Below are 21745 nucleotides of genomic sequence, written 5' to 3' on the forward strand. Positions count from 1 at the left end.
GTTGTTTGCCTGTTACCATCCTGGATTCTGAGTTAATCCATATCCTTTATTGACCTCGACGGGCGGAAATGCTGACAGATACCATTTTGGATCGAAGCTGGTCCACCATGTTCTGGACGAATTTGTCAGTTTGAATATTTCATAGGTAAAATCCGTTGGGTGATCTCCTCTTGTTGCAGGATCTTTGTCCGACCACGAACCATCTTTTCCGTCAGCGCGGTAAATCCTCAAACCATGAAGTTGTCTCTGGAAAAGATCGGCTCTTTTATTTCGAACCATATCAAAAAAGCGAACATCTTCTAATCCGAGTTCACAAGCACGTTCCCGCAGAATTTCTTCCATCAGTATGTCTTCGTCTAACATGTCTTTATCCGGATTACTTTCTACCAACCCCATCATGCCAACACGAGCACGGATTGCATCTACCTGAGCGATAGCATCGGCCATGCGTCCTTTTTTCATTAGTGCTTCAGCATAAATGAGGTAGATCTCAGAAATTCGCAAATAAGGCCATAGCGTTGGTTGGTTTAAGTTAGCCGACCTGTCAAGAATGTATTTGAAATTAGCATATCCTGTGGCAAATTCGCCAGTTTCCTGTGCCGGGTTTTGTTGGGCTTCCCGTCCTCCAACCCATAGCTCAGCCTGACGGCCCTGATAGTTGGCACCATTCACCAAAATAGTCTCGAATAAGCGAGGGTCACGGTCAGTAAACATTTTGGCAACATCGTCAGGATCATTCCAATCAAAAGGAGTACCATCAGCCATCGGGAACATTTCAACATATTCTTGAGTTGGTGTAATTGCTCCATTTGCACATGATTGCGGAAAATAGTAGTTCCACTGACCATTGTAACCGTAAGTATAACGCACGCGGGTTGAAATAAGCAGTTCTGTGTTAGCACCTCCGCTACCACGCGTAAAATAGGCTTTTCTATAAGCATCGCGGTAGTCGCTGGTTGTTGATCCGGCAGCTTGAACTAGTCCATAAATACCATTGGCATTTAATGCGGTGAAAAACTCTTCACATGCTTGCAAGCACTCGTCCCAAAGCTCAGGCTTGTAACCACCGTACCAAACCTGATGGTTTGTTACTGCATCCTGAGGGCTGGCAGTGCTGTAGGGATCGCTATCGTTAAACAAGGGACTGGCAGCAAAAAGCAGAACTTTACATTTTAATCCCATTGCAGCGGCTTTTGTGAAACGCCCGTCCCAGTTTGAAATGTCGGCGGCACTTAGCGACCAAGGTAAATCGGCAGCTGCTTCATCCAGGAGGTTTGTTATGAAGATTACTGTTGAATCAACAGTCGCACGTTCAGTATAGTAGGCATTAGCATCGTTGCTTACTTCAAAAGCATGGTCGACGATTGGCAAACCACCGAAGTGACGGAAAAGATCAAAATAACGCGAAGCAATAATGACTTTGGCTTCTGCTTTTAGCCGTTCCTTTTCGCTATCCTCCATATCAGGAACACGATCTACATTTTCAATAAAAATCCATGATTGACGAACAGCTTCCCAAACTTCTTCTTTGGTGTAACCAAATTTGGTTGCATCCGATGATTCTTCTACTCCGGCGCTGTAGCTGCCTGAATAATAGTGGCGATTAACACCATCCCAACTTAAGTGACTATGCCAACAATCCGACAGGGTTTCAAAAACCCCCATGTTCATGCGGTTATCGATGCTGTTCCAATATACGGGTAGTCCGTAGTAGAGTTTACTGTAATCGTTCCATAGAAACCTACGGGTGTATTCGGCATTGCTAAAAACAGTGTCCTGAGTTACATCAACTCCCGGCTGTTTTTCCAGGAAACTGTCACCCACTGCAATATCATCCACACAAGAAGTCCAAACAGCACCTCCTATTAAAAATGATAGTATATAAATATTAATTTTTTTCATAATTAATCGCTTCTTTGAATTAGATTAAAATCCTACTTTCAGTCCTATGTTGAAGACTCTTGTGAGGGGATACTGAGGACGAGAGCTGGTTCGTGATTCAGGATCGCCATATTTAAAGCTTGTAAAAGTCAGTAGGTTGTATCCACTAACGTAAACACGGCAGTTGTCAACACCAATGGTGTCAAAGGCAGGAATATTCAACTTGTAGCCTACTTCAATATTCTTTAGGCGCAGGTAGCTCGCGTCTTTCAGGAATAGATTAGAACTCTTATAATTATTGCTTCTATGATCCAGAGAGGCTCGAGGTAACTTCGCAGTTGAGGCGGTCTCGGGAGTCCATCTTTGTTCATACTGATAGAGTAATAAACCTTTTGTGTAGGTATCGCCCATTGGCTCTCTGAAGGTTTCTTCGAGCAAGCGGGAAGTATTCCATGCACCGGTCCATTGCATGCTGAAGTCGAGGTTTTTCCATGACAATCCCATGTTTGCTCCGACCACATATTCGGGGGTGTCGGTAAATCCAGACTTGGTAACATCGTCATTGTCGATTACCCCATCTTTATTCAAGTCGACATAAACTGCATCCCCAGGTAAAAGTCCCCCGGCATGTTCAGCAATATCCTGACCGTACTGTGCCTTGTATCTGTCATTCGCTGTTTCGTCATAGAATCCCCAAAACTGGCTGATAATTCGAGAACCAATCGGACGACCAGTTTGCCACATATAATCTTCGTTTGGAGCAACCTCTCCCATTTCCACAATTTTGTTTCGTGCAAAAGAGAAGTTTCCTTTAACCCAGTATCTAAACTCATCGGTCAGCTGTTCATTCCACTCCATTGAGAATTCGTAACCGTGGTTGTCTACAACACCAAGATTAATTACCGGGAGGCTCGCGCCAACAATTGCGGGGACGGTTTTGGACTGGACTAAGATATCTTCACGATGTTCTTTAAACACATCCACAGTCAATTTGAAACGTTCCCTCAAAAAGGCAAAATCGACACCGTAATTTTGTTTGTAAGCTTTTTCCCAGGTCACATTTGGGTTTGATTTAGCGCTTTCATAAGCTCCTGGTTGATCAGATCCGACATTGGTGCCGAAGTTATAGCCGGATCCTCCCAGAACATATGAATCCGGTAAATACAAGAAACGTGAGTCTCCATATTTGTCATTTCCAACCACACCATAAGAGACTCTTACCTTCATGTAATTAATCACATTTTTCAGATTAGCCATGAACGGTTCTTCAGAAATAACCCATCCCAAAGACCCCGCCGGGAAAAAGCCATATCGTTTTCCCGGAGCAAAGTTTTCAGATCCGTTGTATCCCATGTTGAACTCGGCCATATAACGTGTCTTATAATCATAGGTAATACGTCCGACCATTCCCACATACCCTGATGGAATATCAGTATATTGTTTCGGATAATACGTTTTGGACTGGGTGTACAATGCTAAACCACCAATGGTATGATCTCCAAATTTGCGACCGTAGTTAAAACTTGCTTCCGCATACCAGTTACGGCCTCTACCGTAGCTTTCGCCATATCCTAGTTGGGAGTCATCACCACTTTTCCGATACTCAATTGCGCCTGAGCCTGTTAAAATTGGAGTGTAATAAGGTAGGGTTGAACTTCGTGTTTTCGTATGGTCATAGCTACTATTGTACGAACCTTTTATTTTAAACGATAATCCCTCTGTCACAAAATCCAGTTTTTGGTTTAGGATCAGGTCAAGGTTTAACACATTCGTAGATCTTGCATTATAACCTTTTCCGTAAAAAGGATAAAGTCCATCAACCCCTGGATCGTTAATATCTTCAGGATTTGTTACAACCCGATTTCCATCAATAATACCTGCACCACCAAAAGGAGTGGCCCAATAAAGCTGACGGAAAAGCTGGTTTTGGTCTTCGTTTGAAATCGGAGTATTTTTGGCTTCAATACGTCCACCTAGATTAATCGATAGTAAAGTTGATTCTGAAACATCAAAATCAAGATTCGAACGGTAATTATAACGATTGTAGTTAAAGTTAAAATCGTAACCTGCATTAAAATGTTTTAAAAAGCCCCTCCTGTGTATAAACACCTAAAGAGACGAAATACCGAATCTTTTCAACACCCCCGGAAATATTCACGTTATGCTGGGTTTGCTTGGCACCATTCTTCAACAGATAGTCCATCCAGTCTACGTCTGGGTATAAGATCGGATTCGAATGCGTTCTAAAGGCTTCTAAAACCTCTGGCTTAAATTTGTAACTTGAGGCATCGACGCCATCGTTGGCTTGCGACTCGTTGTAGAAGGAGGCATACTGGTAGCTGTCGGCAAATTCCAACAGTTTAGTCGGCACCTGCACGCCGAAAGAAGTTGAAGCTGAAATTTTAGCCTGACCTTCTTTTCCTCGTTTTGTCGTAATTAAGATGACACCGTTAGCCCCTCGAACCCCGAAAACTGCTGTAGCCGAGGCATCCTTTAATATGGTAACACTTTCAATTTCATTGGGATCGATTTGAGTGAAGTCCCGTTCAACACCATCAACCTGAATCAGCGGAGAAGTGCTATTTAAAGAAGCCATACCACGAATATAAATGTTTGCAGCATCGGCTCCGGGCTCTCCCGAATATTGTACTGATGATAATCCGGATACAGCTCCCGACAGAGCGTTCGAGATGGAACCGGTTGGTGTTTTCAATAATTCATCACCACCGATGGAAGAAATCGCTCCGGTAACTGTCACCTTCTTTTGAGCTCCATATGCCACCGCTACGATCTCATCCAGACCGATAGATGATTCTTCAAGAACGACATTAATCACTGTTTGGTCATCAATTGGAACTTCTTTTGTTCCTAATCCCACAAATGAAAACAATAAAGCTTCTGCATCGATGGGGGCCGAAAGGGAGTAGTTTCCGTCAATGTCGGTCACTGTCCCGGCATTGACACCTTTAATCACAACCGTTGCTCCTGGAATTCCCATGCCTGTTTGATCAGTAACCTTCCCGTTAATAGTTCTTTTTTGTTGAATTTGATTAGGTTCTGAACTTTTGAGGTTAACAGCATCGAGCTGATTTTCGGTCATCTTACTCCCGGGCAAATCTTCAGAAGCCCAAGATGTAACCATATTGCTCATGACAAACAGGCAAAGCAAGGTCATGCGCAATAAGGACTTAGCAAAGCTTTCCGGCGGAAAGCACTTCCTTGTGCATTTTTCTTTCATAGATTAAATTTGTTTTTATGTTTACAATTTCACAGATTAGCTCTCAGGTAAAGAGCTTCGCGATAGCTGTTGTTATTATGTTTTGTTATTGGTATATCCTGACATAATCAACTTCGAAAGTGATTGGGAAATCAGGATCATATGGGATTCCGCCATTCGAACCAATCGCCAGATTTAAGAGAAGATAAAACTTTTGAGAACCGACAAACGGATTGTGCTTGTCTGCATTCAAGGTTTTACGGAGGTCAACTTCGTTCAATAATTCATCATCGACATAAAGTCGTATATAGTCTTCATTCCACATCATCGACCAGAGATGAAATTTGTTTGACCAATCAGGATCTTGAGAGGTGAGATCTGAGTATAATTTCTTTGCACCATCCCAGGCTGCGTTATGTTTCTTCGCTGTCCCCCAGGCAACGTTTGCCAATAAGTATGGTTCGTCGTCGATTGGGTAATATTCCATCATATCAATTTCTCCATTTTCCGGCCACGATCCTTCTGTTCCTAATAGCCAGATAGCTGGCCAGGCTCCTTTGGTTACATCAATTCGGGCACGAACTTCATAGTAGCCTCCGGTGGACCACTCCTGCAAGCCTCTTGTGATTAAACAAGAAGAAGTATAGGATGCAACCTCTCGTATATTTCGCCAATCGGAACTCGCGGGACTATAGTTTGGGTTCTCAACGGTCTCCCGTTTCCCTTCAATAATCAGTCGTCCGTTTTTACAAATGGCGTTTTGAGATTGGTACCACTGTAACTCCTGATTTCGGACAAAGCCATATTCGTAATTCCAATTTTCAGCGTTTGGGGCACCATCTTCTGAAAATTCATCATTCCAAATCAGAACAAGCCCCTTTTTCTTCTGAGGAACTATTTGTTCTGACTTGAAGCTTTTTTTGTGGCTAATGCTCATTGCCCGGATATTTCGGTGCCCTAATAGGAGAACAAAACAGAAAACCAGAAGAAATCGGCAAAGGAAGAAATCCAGTTTCTGGAATCGGTATAGACCAGCGTTTTTTTGCATAAACTTAGTTTGTTTTGGAATCGGAGTTCAAGTGTACGTTTTATATAAGAAAGGCACAATACAAATTTGACTTACATTAAGTTGAGACGCTTGAATAAATTCGATTTTGACTGTTAATAAATCACAATGACTAGTACACACTTGAAAAATAGTAGCACAAATTCAAAATTTTATTTCAAGAGATAGTAGATTGTAAATCTATGGATTTGTGATAAATTGCTGTAGGTGAGTGTGTAATAGGTATTGAGGAGGAAATGAACCACGAAAGCGAGCAGATCTGAAAATTGTTAGCCATATGTAATGTTAGAAAAGGATTTGTTACTTTGATGAAGGAATAAATAAACAAGAATCAGATAAAAGCTTTGACGATGCGAGTTAATATCCTGTTATTATTATTGTTAGTTGTTGTTCCTAGCCTGTTGGTTGCGCAAAACCAAGTCCATTTTTCGCATCTGGGGATGGAGGACGGTTTCACCAACAGCAAAGCAAATACAATTATTCAAGATAGAAAAGGCTTTATTTGGGTTGGAACATGGAATGGATTGAATCGGTACGATGGATACACCTGTACCACTTTTCAACCAATTTTTCACGATTCAACTGCGATTTCAAATCGGGAGATTGTGGAATTAATGGAAGATTCAAAGGGTAATATCTGGATTGGAACTTCAAGCGGCTTAAATTGCCTGAATCCGAAAACAGGGCATTTGAGAAATTTTCCATTTGGAAGCCGTATTCTTTCATTGTGTGAAGATCTTGACAACAGTATTTGGATTGGGACATGGAATGGGGGATTGTTCAACCTAATTCCTTCGACCGGCGAAACGAAACACTATTTAGCAAGCGATATTGTTAGCGATGTTCATGTTGACTCCCGCGGAATTTTGTGGGCAGCGACCTACTATGGTCTGGTAACGGTGAACCGTGAGAATGGAGCTTTCCAGCGCTATTTGCCCGGTGCATCCGCAAATTCGCTAAGTAATTCAACAATCACACAAATCACGGAGTCACATTCAGGGCAACTTTGGGTGGGTACCTGGGGAGGCGGGCTCAATAGGTTAGATGTTTCTGATGACGGGAATGAAATTCATATTACCCGCTATCCGACCCGGATCGGAGAGGGGAGTCCCGATGCAAACGTCATTTCAAAACTTTACTACGATCAATTTGATAACCTTTGGATTGGCACGTGGAACGATGGATTACGCTTACTAAAAGCAGATCAACAAAACTTAGCTCCGGAACGGGCTCATTTCATAAGTTACATGGAAGAGCCGGACAATCCAACAAGTTTGTCCGGTGATGGCATTTCATCAATCTTTGTCGACCGAGGTGGTATTTTATGGGTGGGGGCATCAACCATTGACCTGACGCCAATTGTTGAAACGGGGATTAGCCGTTATTCACTTCCGACCGATCAAGATGATTCGTCAACAAAATTATTTGTAAAAGCTTTTGCGGAATTTGGCAATCAGCTCTGGATTGGAGCAAACAGCACGCTGTTTCAATATGAGCTTATAAAGGGGGAATACGTTCTCCGAAAAAAATATGGTCGTCTCGAATATAAAATCGACCAGATAACTTATTTCCCGAATTCCATTCTTGATTTAGCTGCTGATTCAACGGGCTTATGGATAGGTACCGAAGATGCCGGGGTGATTCGCTATTCTTTTACCTCGGATTACTTGCTTGATCAAAACAAAAAGTTATTTTTTAACCAACAAACAACGCCGGCAATTCCTGGAAATAAAGTATCGAGTCTCTCTGTTTCAGATAAATATCCGGGAGTCGTTTGGTTAGGAACTTTGCAAAGCGGTTTTGCCAAGCTGTTTCAAAAAGAAGATGGAAATTATAGTACTGAAATTTACTATTCTGGAAATTCACCCCAATATAGTACTGACAATAATATTCGTGCGATTTTCGAGGATCATTCGGGAAAAGTTTGGATTGGAACACAACACGGCCTCAATCGCTTTGATCCTGACAGCCACCTGTTCGAACACTATTTCTATTCTTCTTCGAACGCCAGTTCTATTAATGACAATGTAATCAATACAATTAGCCAGGATAGCTATGGAAATATATGGGTTGGCACGAATTCCGGACTCAACAAAAGAATAACAATTGCAACTCAAAATGGAAAGCAAAGAAGCGCATTTGTAGGTTACCCAGATGTCAATCACTTAAGTAATGAAATTGTCACAAACCTGCTCGAAGACGGAGCTGGTCACCTGTGGGTTCGTTTGTATCGCGGATTTGTAAAACTCAATATCGAAACCGATAGTATTTTAGGAAAATATTTTACTAAAGATTACGAAAACATTCGTTTCGAACGAAATTCAGCATTAAAACTTAACAGCGGTCAATTTGTTCTTGATGGCCAAACCGGATTCCTGACTTTTTTCCCGGACAGTATCTTAAAAACCTCTATCGCCCCGAAAGTTGTGATTACGGACTTTCAGATTTTCAACGAAAGTATAAGTGATAAGTCGGCAGTCTTTTCAAAGAATAAACTGACCAAGACCATTCCCTTTTCCGATAGACTAGCCTTATCTTATAGAGATAAAATGATAACATTTGTCTTTTCTGCAATGGATTATAAAAATCCTAACAAAAATTCCTATTTCTATAAACTGGAAGGCTTTGACGATCAATGGAACGATATTGGAGCGAGAAATTCTGCCACCTATACCAATCTACCTCCGGGGGATTATATTTTCAAGGTTAAAGCTCGAAACAGTGATGGATTCTGGAGCAAAGAGGAAGCACAACTCAACTTATCCATTTCGCCACCCTGGTGGAAAACTATTTGGGCTTATTTGTTTTATGGTATTTTTGTTGCCGGGATACTTTTCTTTTTTAATAAGTACTCGTTCATCAAAGCTCAGGAAAAGAGTAACCTTGAGTTTGAAAAATTGAAAACAGAGGAGATGACCCGATTAAATGAACTCCGCTCCTTCTTTTTTACAGACATTACGCACGAGCTAAAAACTCCTTTAACTCTTATTCTTGGTCCGGCTCAGGATTTGGCAACCAATAAGGAGCTAAGTTCTTATGCGGTGAAACAAGTGGAATTAATCAAAAACAGTGCTTACAAGCTGCTTAGGCTGGTCAATCAGCTCATGGAATTCCGAAAAATTGAGAAAGGTATCATGGATGATTTTTTTGTGCAACGCTGCGACATTAACCAAATGATTCAAGAAGTGTTTCGTTTCTTTAAGCCGATGGCCGAGTCCCAAAACGTCAATCTTTCTATGGAAGCAAGCGAGGAGCCTATTGTTGCTTATGTAGATCCTGATAAACTGGAGAAAGTTATGTTCAACCTCGTTTCGAATGCTTTTAAATACAACAAAGACAATAGTACAATAAGCGTTCGTACTAAATTGGAACCCGATGGCAGTAATAAGTCGGTTGTTATTGAAGTAGAAGACAGTGGTATCGGGATTGCTGAAGAGCACATGGATAAAATATTTGAACGCTTTTATCAAGTCAATCAAATTAGGACTCAAAGTACCGGAGGAATTGGCCTTTATATGGCGAAAGCTCTGGTTGAACAGCACGGTGGGACGATAGCTGTTGAAAGCACAGTGGGGAGAGGTAGTTGTTTTAAGGTAACCATCCCTATAAATCCAAGTCTGCTAAAAAATGCATCAACAAGTATAAAAGCTCTGGATGCGACTGAAGAACGAATGGTTAATACGAATTTATCGGAAGCGATAAAAAAGGAGATTGAAAGTCCGCAGAGTGATGCCAAGAAAACAAGCGTTCTGATTGTCGAAGACGATGGCGAATTGAACGATTTTTTGGTGTCTGGCTTGATTTCTGATTTTAAGGTTAACCGAGCGTTTAACGGAAAGGAAGCATTGGAAAAAGCAAGAAGCGAGAATCCTGATTTGATTCTGTCAGATATTATGATGCCAGAAATGGATGGTTTTGAGTTTTGCAAAATCATGCGCAATGATATCAATATCTCACATATTCCGGTAGTCTTTCTGACTGCGAAAACGATGCAGGAAGATGAAATTAGAGGACTTAGACTGGGAGCTGTAGATTATATCTATAAACCGTTTAACCTGGTTTCCTTAAAACTGAAAATTCAAAATATTCTTTCGGCTCAAAAACAGATACGGGAGCGTATTCGTAAAGACCAGATTCTCCAACCCGAGAAGATTCAATTATCGTCATTAGACGAAATCTTCTTGAAAGAGGCTGTTGATTCGGTACAAAAAAACTTAGATAATTCTAATTTTGATGTTGAAGCTTTTAGCAATGATTTGAAAATGAGTGCAAATCAGGTTTACCGAAAAATAAAAGCACTAACAGGTCAAACAGCAAAAGAATTTATTCGGAGTCAACGTCTCAAAATTGCGGCAAATATGCTTGTGCAACGTAAGAGATCTATTTCGGAGGTAATTTACATGGTTGGTTTTACCAGTCCGTCCTACTTCACAAGATGTTTTAAAGAATTCTACGGCTGTACACCCAAAGAATATATTGATAAAAACTCCGAAAAGGGTTAAGGTTTTAATAATGAAGCTAGCTTTTGCATTTAAAAAAATGCGCACTTCCAGCCTTGATAAGCGTGTTTGTTGTTTTTTAATCGAATTTGTGCAAGCAAGTTTCGAATTTCGGCAAGCCATACTTCCTCTTTTGATACTATGTTTGTTCTGAAAGAGAGCGAAGAGAATATTTAGTTGATCGAAAATCACATCAAGCAATATTCTCCCTTAAGTCAAACAAAAAAAGAGATAGAACGAAGATGAAGAAGAAACCAGCAGTAACATCAAAGAAATTATATCTGTCACTGTCACTATTAGCCATAGTTGCACTAGCTAGTTGTAAATTCAAAGAACAGGAAGCGAAATACAACCATAGTTTCAAGCCTGGCAAGATTTGGGTTGACACAGACAGTCTTCACATTAATGCCCATGGTGGAGGTATTTTGTATTATGACAATACCTACTATTGGTTCGGAGAGTTTAAGACTGCCGGGCCTGATGGAAACTCGGCACAGGTAGGTGTAAGCTGCTATTCATCAACCGACCTGTATAATTGGGAGAATGAAGGTATTGTTTTACCTGTCTCTAATGAAGCCGGATCTGATATTGAGAAGGGAAGTGTGATTGAACGTCCGAAAGTGATTTACAATGAGAAGACGGGTAAGTTTGTGATGTGGTTTCACCTTGAGTTGAAGGGCCAGGGCTACGGCGCTGCAAGAACAGCTTTGGCAGTGAGCGACAATGCTGTCGGTCCATACACATTTGTTAAGTCATTGCGCCCGAATGCTCAGCAATGGCCAATGGATTATTCTCAGGAATTGAGAACGAAAGCGTATGATCCTGAATTGAAATGGTGGACACCAAGTTGGTACAAAGCCATTGACCAAGGTATGTTTTTACAGCGGGACTTTGAAGGAGGACAAATGTCGCGCGATATGCAGCTTTTTGTGGATGATGACGGAAAAGCATATCACATTCACTCATCGGAAGACAATCTGACTTTACATATTTCGGAACTCACGGATGATTTCCAGGGGTTTACAGGCAGATATACCCGCATCTTTCCTGCGGGACATAACGAAGCTCCTGCACTTTTCAAAAAAGATGACATCTATTATCTAATGGCTTCTGGTTGTACTGGTTGGGAGCCGAATGAAGCCCGCATGTTCGAAGCAAGATCAATATGGGGGCCATGGGATTCTTTGGGTAACCCATGTGTTGGCGAAGATGCTCATCTGACCTTTCATTCGCAAAGCACTTATATTTTGCCTGTTCAAGGTAAAGAAGACGCTTTCATTTATATGGGTGACCGATGGACTCCGGAAAATCCGATTGACGGCCGTTATATTTGGCTACCCATTCAGTTCGATGAAAGCGGAAAGCCAGTTGTCAATTGGTACGATGAATGGAATTTATCCATCTTTGATAATTAAAAGCTGATTGTTTAGTTAGATTTCACATATAATCATTTACGAACTCTCATCGCCGACGGGCTTTGGGAGTTTTTTTTGATCTCATCAGTTTCATTGATACGGATTGGTATTTGTTCTTCGAGTCCGAAACTCCGGAGATTATCTGACAGCCTGTTGAATCGTTCTCTGAAGCGTAAGAATTATTTCTCAGAATACCTGATTTCCCAGACTCTTTGCTGGTAGCAAAATAGGACATGTACAAGGAAACGGACAGAGGTTTGCTTAACTTCCAAAATTGGAATAATTAAGCCAAAACGGCAACGAAAGAAAGGCTATCCGACACGCAGATAGCCTTTCTTTTCTCTAATTTATTTTGATAATGCTTTTCTGCAAGTTCATGCAATCAGCTCGTTTCTCAAAATCATTAATTGTATCCCGGGTTTTGTTCCCATTGTACATCTTTGTTGCGCTGTATTTCGCTTAATGGAATCGGTAACAACAGAAGTTTTGGATCAAGTCCGCTGATTTCTCCCTTAATTGAACTATCGGTATTTAATTTAGCACGTTCAATCAACGTTCCGGTACGCATCAGTGTTATCCGACGGTTTTCTTCAGCGAATAGCTCACGTGCGCGTTCGTCGAGGATAAAGTCCATTGTAATATCAGATGAGGTCACTTTCCCCAGGTCAGCGTTTCCACTTTCCTGACGAGACATTTTAAATGCCCTGTCGCGCAATACGTTAATATCGTCTGCAGCACCAGATGAATTACTTTGCTTGAAACGAGCTTCGGCCCGAAGCAGGTAAGTTTCACCCAAACGCATCATTGGGAAATCTTTGATATTCGTCCAACCCCACTGGTCAGTAGGATCGAATGAATCCCATTTGCGTGTATAAGGGTACGCGACTTCCAAAGTATCACTAGCGGCAATAATAGCTGTATCACCTTCCTGAACCTCTATCACTTTAACAGCGTCAGGAGAGTCAGCAGCAACTCTAAATCCGTTGGCATCAATACCAACTGTTGCACTAAAGCCCGGCGCGTTATAATAAAAGGTTCTTGTTATGTTATTTTCTGAATTACGGATATCACCGTCTTCGTACAACTGGTATTTTACCCAATTACTTGGTCTCATCCGACCGTTACCCCGACCGCCATAAGGATGTACAAAATCATCACCTACACCATCGTAAACATAAGTCATGCCAGGCAAATTATGGTATGCAGGCACCCAATTACGTCGTTGCTGAGGAGCTTCGGTAAAACCACCGGAAATACCACCCTTGTTGTATTCCAATTCAAAAGTCCAGATTGTTTCAGTATTTCCCTGAGAACGTCGTTGGTTACCGAATTTGAACATGTCGCTGAAATAATCGCCATTGACGCCTAACGCAACGCCATAGCGTTCCTCAACAAGTGAAAAAGCTTCACTAGTAATAATTTCGCTTAGTATCGGTTCTGCTAATTCTGGTTTATCTATTCGCAAATAAGCTTCACCTAAACATTGCATAGCCATGTATTTGTTCGCACGGCTTTCGTTAACAGCTTCATCAATACCCGGTAGGTTATCGGCAGCATATTTCAAATCTTCAATGATTTGATCATTGACTTGTTCAACAGGTGTACGAACAAGGTCGGTTCGTGCTGAGGATGTTGGCTCAGTAAGCAGCGGAACATCTCCGTAAAGCGTGGCCAAAATATTGTAGCAGTACCCCCGGAAGAACAATGCTTCGCCAATTTTTGCGGGATCGCCATCTTCTCCAATTGCTTTTAAAGCGGTGTTGGCGTTGTTGATGATTAAAAAGCACCTTTCCCACATCCGGCTAACGGCTTGATTCTCCGAGTTTAGTTCTTCATATTTAAAGAAAGGAATTTCAACTCCTTCTATTCCCCCCGGCGAAGCTACGTCGGTTCCTTCCTGCCAGACAGCATTCCAGCCCTGGCGCCCTGCCCAGGTCCATATTGTTCCAAAATTATAATGTAATCCTTTTAATGCGGCTTCTATACCAGCTTCATCAGATAACGTTTCTGGTGCATACGACGACATTGGTGTCTCATCTAAGAAATCTTCGCTACATGAGACGGCAATCAGCGTAAATGCCATCAATAATAATAAGATGTGAATTTTATTTGTCTTCATCGTTGTAAGCTTTATAATGTTAGATTAATTCCGAATACTATTGTTCTCACACTCGGGTAATTGATTTCCCAGTTATCAGAACCACGTCCAATGCTTCTTTCTTCAGGGTCCCATCCAATCCAGTCGGTGAAAGTGTAGAGGTTACGTCCGCTAACATACAAACTTAAAGCGTTCAATCCTGCTCTGTCTAGTATCCTTTCAGGAACATCATAATTAAGTGTTATATCTTTTATCCGGGTAAAGTTGTTTTTTACAGGGAATCGATATCCATGAGGATTGGAATTCTTATTCAATGAACGCCATTCGTTGCTTTGATTTTCCGGAGTCCAGTATCCGATTTCAACAAAACTGTTCCTGCGTTCTATTTCGTCTGAAGCCATACCAATATGGGCATTGTTACGCATGGCGCCTTGCACGGTCTGTATAAAAACATTTAAAGTGAAGTTTTTGTAAGTAAAGGTATTGGTTAATCCGCCTGTCCATTTTGGAGCAGTTTGCCCAAGAATTGCACGGTCGTCATCTGTGATAACGCCATCTGGTACTCCATCAGGACCGCTAATGTCTTCTACTTTTACATCACCAGGCTTGGCGATCGGATCCCAATCTAAGTGGTCACCGTTGGCAATTTCGTCTTCCTGCCAGATACCTGACATTTTATAATCGCGGATCACCCCAATAGGTTCACCGATAAACCAACCACTACCTAAGTCATCTTCTCCATCTCCATATAGCTCGACGATCTCAGATCTATTGGTAGAAAAGACGATGGAACTGTTCCAGCGAAAATCATTTGAATTGACATTAACCGTGTTCAAAGTAAGTTCAATACCCTTAGTCGAAGTTTCACCAATATTGGCGGTTACCTCAGGAAAACCTGAAGCCGCAGGTAGTTTTCGAGACAGTAGCAGATCCGTGTTTGTGGCAGAATATACATCAAGTGTTCCGTTAATGCGGTTATTGAAGAAACCGAAATCCAATCCAAGGTTGAAGCTTTCTTTTGTTTCCCAACTTAAGTCGCTGTTACCTAGTCGGTCAGTAACCATGGCTATGTTGGTTGCTCCGCCAAACGGTATTTGCACGTCGCGCATGGTTGTAAATGTCCGGTATACTTGAACAGCCTCGTTACCAGCCTTCCCGTATGATAGTCTGAGTTTTAGGTTAGTGATATTGTTTGCGTTACTGAGGAAATTTTCATTTCGCATATTCCATCCCAGTGCTACTGATGGAAAGACACCATACTTTAGATCTTGTGAAAATACAGATGAACCATCACGGCGAACGGTAAAGGTAAACAGGTAACGGCTATCAAATGAGTAATTCAAACGTCCCATTTGTGATACCGCAGCATACCGGTCGGCATAAGAACTTACAGCCGAACTTGCACCAGCCTGCATTCTGTTCCACTCCAACTCGTCGTTAACAAAATCGCGTGCCTGGGCCCAGTTATCCTGGTAATTACGTTCCTGAGAAGAGTAAACAGCGGTGATGTCAAAATGATGCTTATTGATGTCGCGGTTGTATTGCAAGATGTTTTCAATCGTATAAGCCTGAGTCTCATAATGGTGAATCTCGGCTGTTCCTAGTAGGTCGTTTTGTGATTGCCCACTATAGGTGTTGGTACGTCTGGGGTTGAAAGTATAGCCTGCATTCAGTTTATAAGTTAATCCTTTTAATGGTTTCCAGATATCACCAAACGTTACGTTGGCAAAACCATTCAAATTGACATTGAACTCGCGGCGTTCAGGGTCTCTGGTTGTGGGAAGCAAAGGGTTTGCCCACAAGGTTTCGCCAAACATTGGGTAAATCGTATACGATCCGTCTTCTTCGTACATTCTGCCGTATGGACTCATGGCTTCCGCGTTTAATAGATTGGCCCGGCCTCCATCTCTGTTGTGTGCGACAACTGAAGAATTTGTTCCTACCTTTAGATAATTGGTAACCTGAGCGTCAATGTTTGTTCTAAAAGAATAGCGTTTGTAATTATAGCCTTTTACAACACCTTTCTGGTCTAAAATGTCTCCTGAAACATAGTAGTTGATGTCTTCGTTACCTCCTGAAATGCTGACATTGTGATTTTGCTGAATACCTGTTCGGGAGACTTCATCAATCCAGTCAATCGTATGACCGTTTGCGTAATTTTCCACTTCGTATTGATATTTAACAGGCGCTTCGTATAACGGAGAACCATTGATCCGGTTTCCCTCTGCATAGCGCTCAAGCAACCCTTCCGGTGACACCATCTCGGGGACATGGGCAAATTCTTCAACACCGAAATATCCTGAATACCTAATCTGAGGTTCAGTCGTCCCTCCGCTTTTTGTTGTAACAAGAATAACTCCGTTTGCTCCGTTCATCCCATAGATCGCAGTTGCTGATGCATCTTTCAGAATTTCGATCGATTCAATATCATTTGGGTTAATGTCGTTGATTGAGCCACCCATTTTTGAGATAGGGATACCGTCAACGACAACATAAGGATCGGTTTTGGCAGTAAGAGATCCTCCGCCCCGAACCAAGATCGAAGGGGCTTCACCGGGTATAGAAGACACTTGCTGAATGTTAACCCCGGAAACAGAACCTTGCACTGCTTGCATCACATTAGATACTGGTATTTTTTGCAGGCGTTCTTTCGAAACTGAAGTTACTGATCCGGTGATGTCTGATTTTTTCTGGGTACCGTACCCCACGACAACAATCTCATCAACCCCAATTGCTTCTTCGTTCAGAGTTACGGAAACATTCTGTTTGTCTCCTACCAGAATTTCCTGGCTGGCCATTCCGACAAATGAGAAGATTAACACATCGTTAGAAGCCGCTTCAATCGAGTAGTTTCCATCAAAGTCAGTAATTGTTCCAACAGTGGTTCCTTTAATAACAACTGTAACTCCGGGGAGAGAATTGCCTTCTGAATCAGTTACTTTACCCGTAATTTTAGCTTGTTTTGTAACTGTTTGTTCCTGAGATTTTTCGGGAGTAATAATAATTTGGCGATCCATCACCATGTATTTGACATCTTCTCCCTGAAAGAGTTTGTCGAGTACCTCTTCAATACTCTTGTTTGAAATTTTAACACTTACGGTTTTGTCAACGTCAACCAAGTCGTTGTTGTAAAGAAAGTAGTAGTTTGTTGTGTTTTCAATTTCTTTCAGAGCATATTTAATCGAAGTCTGATTAAGGTCCAAAGAAATCTTTGAACTTTGCGAGTAGGTTCCGGAAGCGATGCTACTCAAGACAGAGAAGCATATAAAAAACACGGTTAGTTTCATAATAATAAAAACTCTTAAGCGGACGATCTTTTGCAAGAAGCCCCGCACATTTACATTTTTTTCCATAGATTTGTAACGTATTAGTTAATACAATTTTAAACTGACCTGAATTTGTGGTTCAGGTTAAAGATCTGAAGCAGGGGAGTGCGCCAACACTTTCCTGTTTTTTTTTATCAATTAGTTTACATAGGCAAGTTCATTAATAGTTATAGCAATTGAGTTTATTTTCTTGATAAAACGACTTTCTGTTTGTTCTCATCGGATTTAACAAAGTAATAGTCTATCGGTGACATCAGGCTCAGGAGATGCAACACCTGTTCTAAGGAATTATCCCGGAACGTGCCTGTAATGTGTTCCTTCAATAGTTCTTTATCTTTTACTTCGATTTTTATATTATACCAGTTTCCTAAGCGGGAAACGACCTTTTCGATCGGATCATCAAAAAAAACGATTAATCCTTCACGCCAAGCTGTGTATCGATCAAGGTCTGTTTCTTTCAAGTGTAGAATTTTGTTGGTATTTCGTTGGTAAGTGGCCACCTCTAAGGGATCAAGGTCGAGTACATGTTTCGAACTGCCATTGGTCGTTTTTAACAGGCTGACTTTTCCTTCTTTCAGAGCAACCGTTATTTCATCTTCATTTTCATAAGCATTGACATTGAACGAGGTTCCCAGTACTCTAACATCCAAGCGGGAGGTAGAAACGATGAACGGGTGCTTGCTGTCCTTGGTGACCTCAAAGAATCCTTCACCCACCAGCGTTACTTTGCGTTGTTGCTGATTTTCAAATGAAGTTGGGAAACTCAGTCGGCTGCCAGCGTTTAGCCAGACCGTCGTTCCATCGGCTAGTTGAAGTTGGGTTTGTGTCCCATAAGCCGCTTTCACTTCCTGGTAAATAGCTTCGTCTTCGTTTTGATCCAGCCGGGTGAGAAAATGGAAGGCAGAGGCTATGAATACCGATAAAACCAAAACCGCTGCGGCCTGCTTCCAATAAGTTAGCCAATGTGTTTTTCGGTTGAACTCAGGAATATCCTTTTTTGATTCTTTTAAGGCAAGTTCTGTATCAATCTTATCGTTTAAAGTCAGCAGTCTGGAGTCTTTCCATAGTTTCCGGTAAGCCTCAAATGATTTTTTATTGGCTGATGATTGATTGATCCAGTTGGTTATCTTTCGTTTCTCTTCTGGGGTTGAATGACCAGAAAAGTCTTTAATTATTAATGATTCGATCTGCAATTTCTCCACGGCTATTCCTTTGTTTTTCTTAAGGACGTTGAAATAGGTGGAGTACCCTAGATTAATTCTTGTTTTTTTATTTTTTAGTGAGTTATCCGATAAATTAAAATGACAATCGGCAGGTAGTCTTGTAGTTTCGAACGAAGCATTTTTAATGATCGACTCATTAATCCTTCCACTGCTTTTACTGAGATGCCCATTTTTTTTGCTATCTCCGGATAGGTCAGGTTTTCAAACCTGCTGTATTCAAAGGCAATTCTGCAACGGTCGGGCAGTTGGGTAAGTGCCTGCACCAGTTTCTCTTCAAACTCATGAGAGAGTAATTGTGCATCAGCTTGACGATCGTTGGACTTATTGGCTATAATCTTATTCAATTCATGATGATGTGGCTCTTTACGTATATGGTCGATGCATTTATTGCGAACCATAAATGATAGATATGAAGATAAATTCTCAATAGTATCGACTTGATTTCGTTTTTCCCAAAATTTTATAAAGCAATCCTGTACAAGGCTTTGCGCAAGGTCAAGATCATTAAGGTAAATGTTTGCTTGAGCACACAGGGCTTTGTAATACTTTCTGAAGATAAAATCGTAAGCTTTTTCCTGACCTTCTTTTAAAGCCAGAATTAGAAATGCATCATTCTCTATGAATTTGTTTACCATCAAGTAACTACTATACGAGTTGGGTCAATTAATTTGAATTACAAATAAAGCTAATTTTTGAGTAGGAAGAAACATGATCGATATAGGCACAAAAAAACAGGTCTTCTAAATCTGATAAAATAGAAACCTGTTTGCAATAAATTATAAATTACTTTTTTAATCGATACTCTTAAATTCGTTAATGGTTGAATCTGCCAGTTCATAACTCGGTTTGTAGTCATCTAAACGGAAGAATCCGGTAGTCATGCGGTGAAGTTCTCCATGAATTTGCTCCATGGATTGCGTAATACGCGATCGGAACAAACTGGCACAATTGGTACATGGAGATCCTTGGATATCGATCGTTTCGTTAAATGCCGATTTCAACTCATCAATGGAGTCATCATATTGTCGGTCAGCAAAAAAATCTTGAGAATTTAGCAGACATTGATTTATTGCAGATCGTTTTTTCGCGCACTTACGTCCGTTATATTGACAGCTGACAAATTGTATCGGTTCACTTTTTAATATTCTTTCACGTTTTCCACTTAGCCGTGAAAAAATCCATCCCTTCGTTTCTTTCATTATTTCTATACTAAAATTATCACTAGCACACACTGCTTATCCTTTTCACGAATCGAAAAAATATAGAAATCCCTTTTGCTATTTTTAATATACGCTTAAAACTAATTAAATATTTGGGAAATATAAAGCGGTATGTTATACAAGATGTTTATAGAAGTGGTAAGGGGCACCCAATTTTGTTTTAATGATTTTTAACATTTTATCGATTTATAGTAAGAATGTTGTGTCGAATGTGGTCGCTTAGGTCAATTAGCATTAATTACAGGAGTGGAAGTTTGGTGAACTTATGATTTTTAAAAGCTGAGGGTGAATGTGATAGCCTGATTTCGTTTTGACTGCAAGTTCATTTGTTAAGTTGTTTGAGTTCTTCCATCACCAAAACAGCATATTGGTAACTGGGTTTGTAACGCCTGGAACCGAATAAGCCTGTTGTCATTTTTCGCAATTCCTGATTTACTTGCTCCATAGATTCTAAAATCCGATGCCGAAATAAGTTTGCGCATTGATTGCATGGACTATCTTGCAGATCAAGTGTTTTGTGAAAGGCAGCCTTTAGTTCATCAATGGAATGATTATACTGACGATCTTGAAAGAGTTCGTGGGAGCTTTTGATACTCTTATTGATTTCTGATCGCTGATCGATACAGCGATTCCCTCCGCGCGGACAATTTTCCAGATGAATAGGGTTATTTTCATTTGTACTCTGACCACCATTCTTTTTTAAAGAAGAAAATTCCCAGTCTCTTTTATTCGTCATAACTCCCGAATTTTGTAGATACTTTCATTTTTTTAGATAAAGACAAAAAACTCTGATATTTGTTTTTGTGAAAATGGGAAAAGAATATCAGCTTTTCTATATCTGTAATATTCTTTGCCTCTAATTCATAGTAATTTTTTAATATCACGAAATAATTGTTTCTTCGAAAATAAAAAAGATGGAAGGTACAAAACGGAGCAATATACAGCTAGAGAGTCATGTTGAAATCGTGCAAAAGCATCATCAACGAACAGGCGAGTTGACCGATGGATACGTGGCACAGATTCTAACGAAATCACCGAATCATCCACATGGAATAAAGGTAAGGCTGGAGACCGGAGAAGTCGGTCGGGTGAAAAATATTCTCGAAGATGATTAACGGGTGAGCTGCACTAAATATTACAACTAAACATACGATGATAGTACGATCTACCAACATTGGCCAGCCTGTAGAAATCGAGTGGCGCGGCAAAAAAGTAAGAACAGGAATTTATAAATATCCGACGAACTCAGCTCTATTATTGGAGCATGAAGATGTAAAAGATGACCATGTGATTGATCGCCGTTACCATGGCGGAGTGGATAAGGCCTGCTACATTTATGGATCAAATAACTATCCGTTTTGGCAAGAGCGTTACCCGAATGTCGACTGGCAGTGGGGGATGTTTGGTGAAAATTTGACGATTGAAGGAATTGACGAGTCGAATATACATATTGGAGATATTTACCGACTTGGAGGCGCGTTGGTGCAAGTGAGCCAGCCGCGTCAACCATGTTTTAAACTGGGTGTTCGGATGGAAAGTCAGAAGGCTGTTCGTGAATTTTTCGAATCTCCGTATCCGGGCGTTTATGTTCGTGTTCTGGAAAGTGGCCTGGTTGCTGTCGGTGATGAAATGATTATTGAACAGTCGGCACCAGATAATATGAGTTTGAGTGAGGTATTTGCCCTTTTTACCCACGAAATTGATAACGTGAAAAAGTTGCAACAGGCCATTGAAATTCCTGAACTGGCAACAGCCTGTCGCAAGGATTTGAAAAAGCTTTTGTCATTTGCCAAAGAATAG

Annotated in this window: 14 protein-coding genes; 4 read left to right on the top strand and 10 right to left on the bottom strand. The window is 40.9% G+C overall.

The window, feature by feature from the left end:
- Window positions 1-12 precede the first annotated feature (12 nt).
- The 4 genes from GR929_RS06625 to GR929_RS06635 all read right to left on the bottom strand — a co-directional run bounded on the left by GR929_RS06625 (window position 13) and on the right by GR929_RS06635 (window position 6035).
- Window positions 13-1902, bottom strand: coding sequence for a RagB/SusD family nutrient uptake outer membrane protein (locus GR929_RS06625; protein WP_159518152.1), 1890 nt, complete (start codon window positions 1900-1902; stop codon window positions 13-15).
- Window positions 1903-1926: 24 nt separating this feature from the next.
- The gene (locus GR929_RS06630; protein ID WP_201300922.1) at window positions 1927-3990 is read right to left on the bottom strand and encodes a SusC/RagA family TonB-linked outer membrane protein; all 2064 of its coding nucleotides are present in this window, start codon (window positions 3988-3990) and stop codon (window positions 1927-1929) included.
- The gene (locus GR929_RS21740; protein ID WP_201300923.1) at window positions 3953-5119 is read right to left on the bottom strand and encodes a SusC/RagA family TonB-linked outer membrane protein; all 1167 of its coding nucleotides are present in this window, start codon (window positions 5117-5119) and stop codon (window positions 3953-3955) included. The genes GR929_RS06630 and GR929_RS21740 overlap by 38 nt, the downstream gene beginning before the upstream one ends.
- 85 nt (window positions 5120-5204) lie before the next feature.
- The gene (locus GR929_RS06635; RefSeq protein ID WP_159518153.1) at window positions 5205-6035 is read right to left on the bottom strand and encodes a glycoside hydrolase family 16 protein; all 831 of its coding nucleotides are present in this window, start codon (window positions 6033-6035) and stop codon (window positions 5205-5207) included.
- A gap of 479 nt (window positions 6036-6514) precedes the next feature.
- Between GR929_RS06635 and GR929_RS06640 the strand changes: the two genes are divergently transcribed.
- Both GR929_RS06640 and GR929_RS06645 read left to right on the top strand, forming a co-directional pair.
- Window positions 6515-10666: a hybrid sensor histidine kinase/response regulator transcription factor gene (locus GR929_RS06640; RefSeq protein WP_159518154.1), complete on the top strand. Its 4152-nt coding sequence runs from the start codon at window positions 6515-6517 to the stop codon at window positions 10664-10666.
- Between the two features lie 239 nt (window positions 10667-10905).
- Window positions 10906-12078, top strand: a complete 1173-nt coding sequence (locus GR929_RS06645; protein ID WP_159518155.1) for a glycoside hydrolase family 43 protein — start codon at window positions 10906-10908, stop codon at window positions 12076-12078.
- 403 nt (window positions 12079-12481) lie between these two features.
- Here GR929_RS06645 and GR929_RS06650 read toward each other — a convergent pair whose 3' ends face one another.
- From GR929_RS06650 to GR929_RS06675, 6 genes are all read right to left on the bottom strand, one after another.
- Window positions 12482-14197 (bottom strand): RagB/SusD family nutrient uptake outer membrane protein, encoded by a 1716-nt coding sequence (locus GR929_RS06650; RefSeq protein ID WP_159518156.1) that lies wholly within the window; start codon window positions 14195-14197, stop codon window positions 12482-12484.
- Between the two features lie 11 nt (window positions 14198-14208).
- Entirely contained in the window at window positions 14209-17529 is a 3321-nt protein-coding gene (locus GR929_RS06655) for a TonB-dependent receptor (protein ID WP_159518157.1), read from the bottom strand.
- Window positions 17530-17684: 155 nt separating this feature from the next.
- Complete coding sequence (locus GR929_RS06660) at window positions 17685-18704, bottom strand: FecR family protein (protein ID WP_159518158.1); 1020 nt, start codon at window positions 18702-18704, stop codon at window positions 17685-17687.
- Between the two features lie 74 nt (window positions 18705-18778).
- On the bottom strand, window positions 18779-19360 hold the full coding sequence (locus GR929_RS06665; protein ID WP_159518159.1) for an RNA polymerase sigma-70 factor: 582 nt from the start codon (window positions 19358-19360) through the stop codon (window positions 18779-18781).
- Window positions 19361-19516: 156 nt separating this feature from the next.
- A complete protein-coding gene (locus GR929_RS06670) occupies window positions 19517-19924 on the bottom strand; it encodes a hypothetical protein (protein ID WP_159518160.1) in 408 nt (135 codons plus the stop codon).
- A 343-nt stretch (window positions 19925-20267) separates the two neighbouring features.
- Window positions 20268-20681 (bottom strand): hypothetical protein, encoded by a 414-nt coding sequence (locus tag GR929_RS06675; RefSeq protein WP_159518161.1) that lies wholly within the window; start codon window positions 20679-20681, stop codon window positions 20268-20270.
- A gap of 178 nt (window positions 20682-20859) precedes the next feature.
- On the opposite strand from GR929_RS06675, the gene GR929_RS06680 reads away from it, so the two are divergent.
- A complete protein-coding gene (locus tag GR929_RS06680; protein ID WP_159518162.1) occupies window positions 20860-21060 on the top strand; it encodes a YwbE family protein in 201 nt (66 codons plus the stop codon).
- Between the two features lie 37 nt (window positions 21061-21097).
- Window positions 21098-21745, top strand: a complete 648-nt coding sequence (locus GR929_RS06685; protein ID WP_159518163.1) for an MOSC domain-containing protein — start codon at window positions 21098-21100, stop codon at window positions 21743-21745.

The sequence above is a fragment of the Sunxiuqinia indica genome, from assembly GCF_009847015.1.
GTDB classification, from domain to species: Bacteria; Bacteroidota; Bacteroidia; order Bacteroidales; family Prolixibacteraceae; genus Sunxiuqinia; species Sunxiuqinia indica.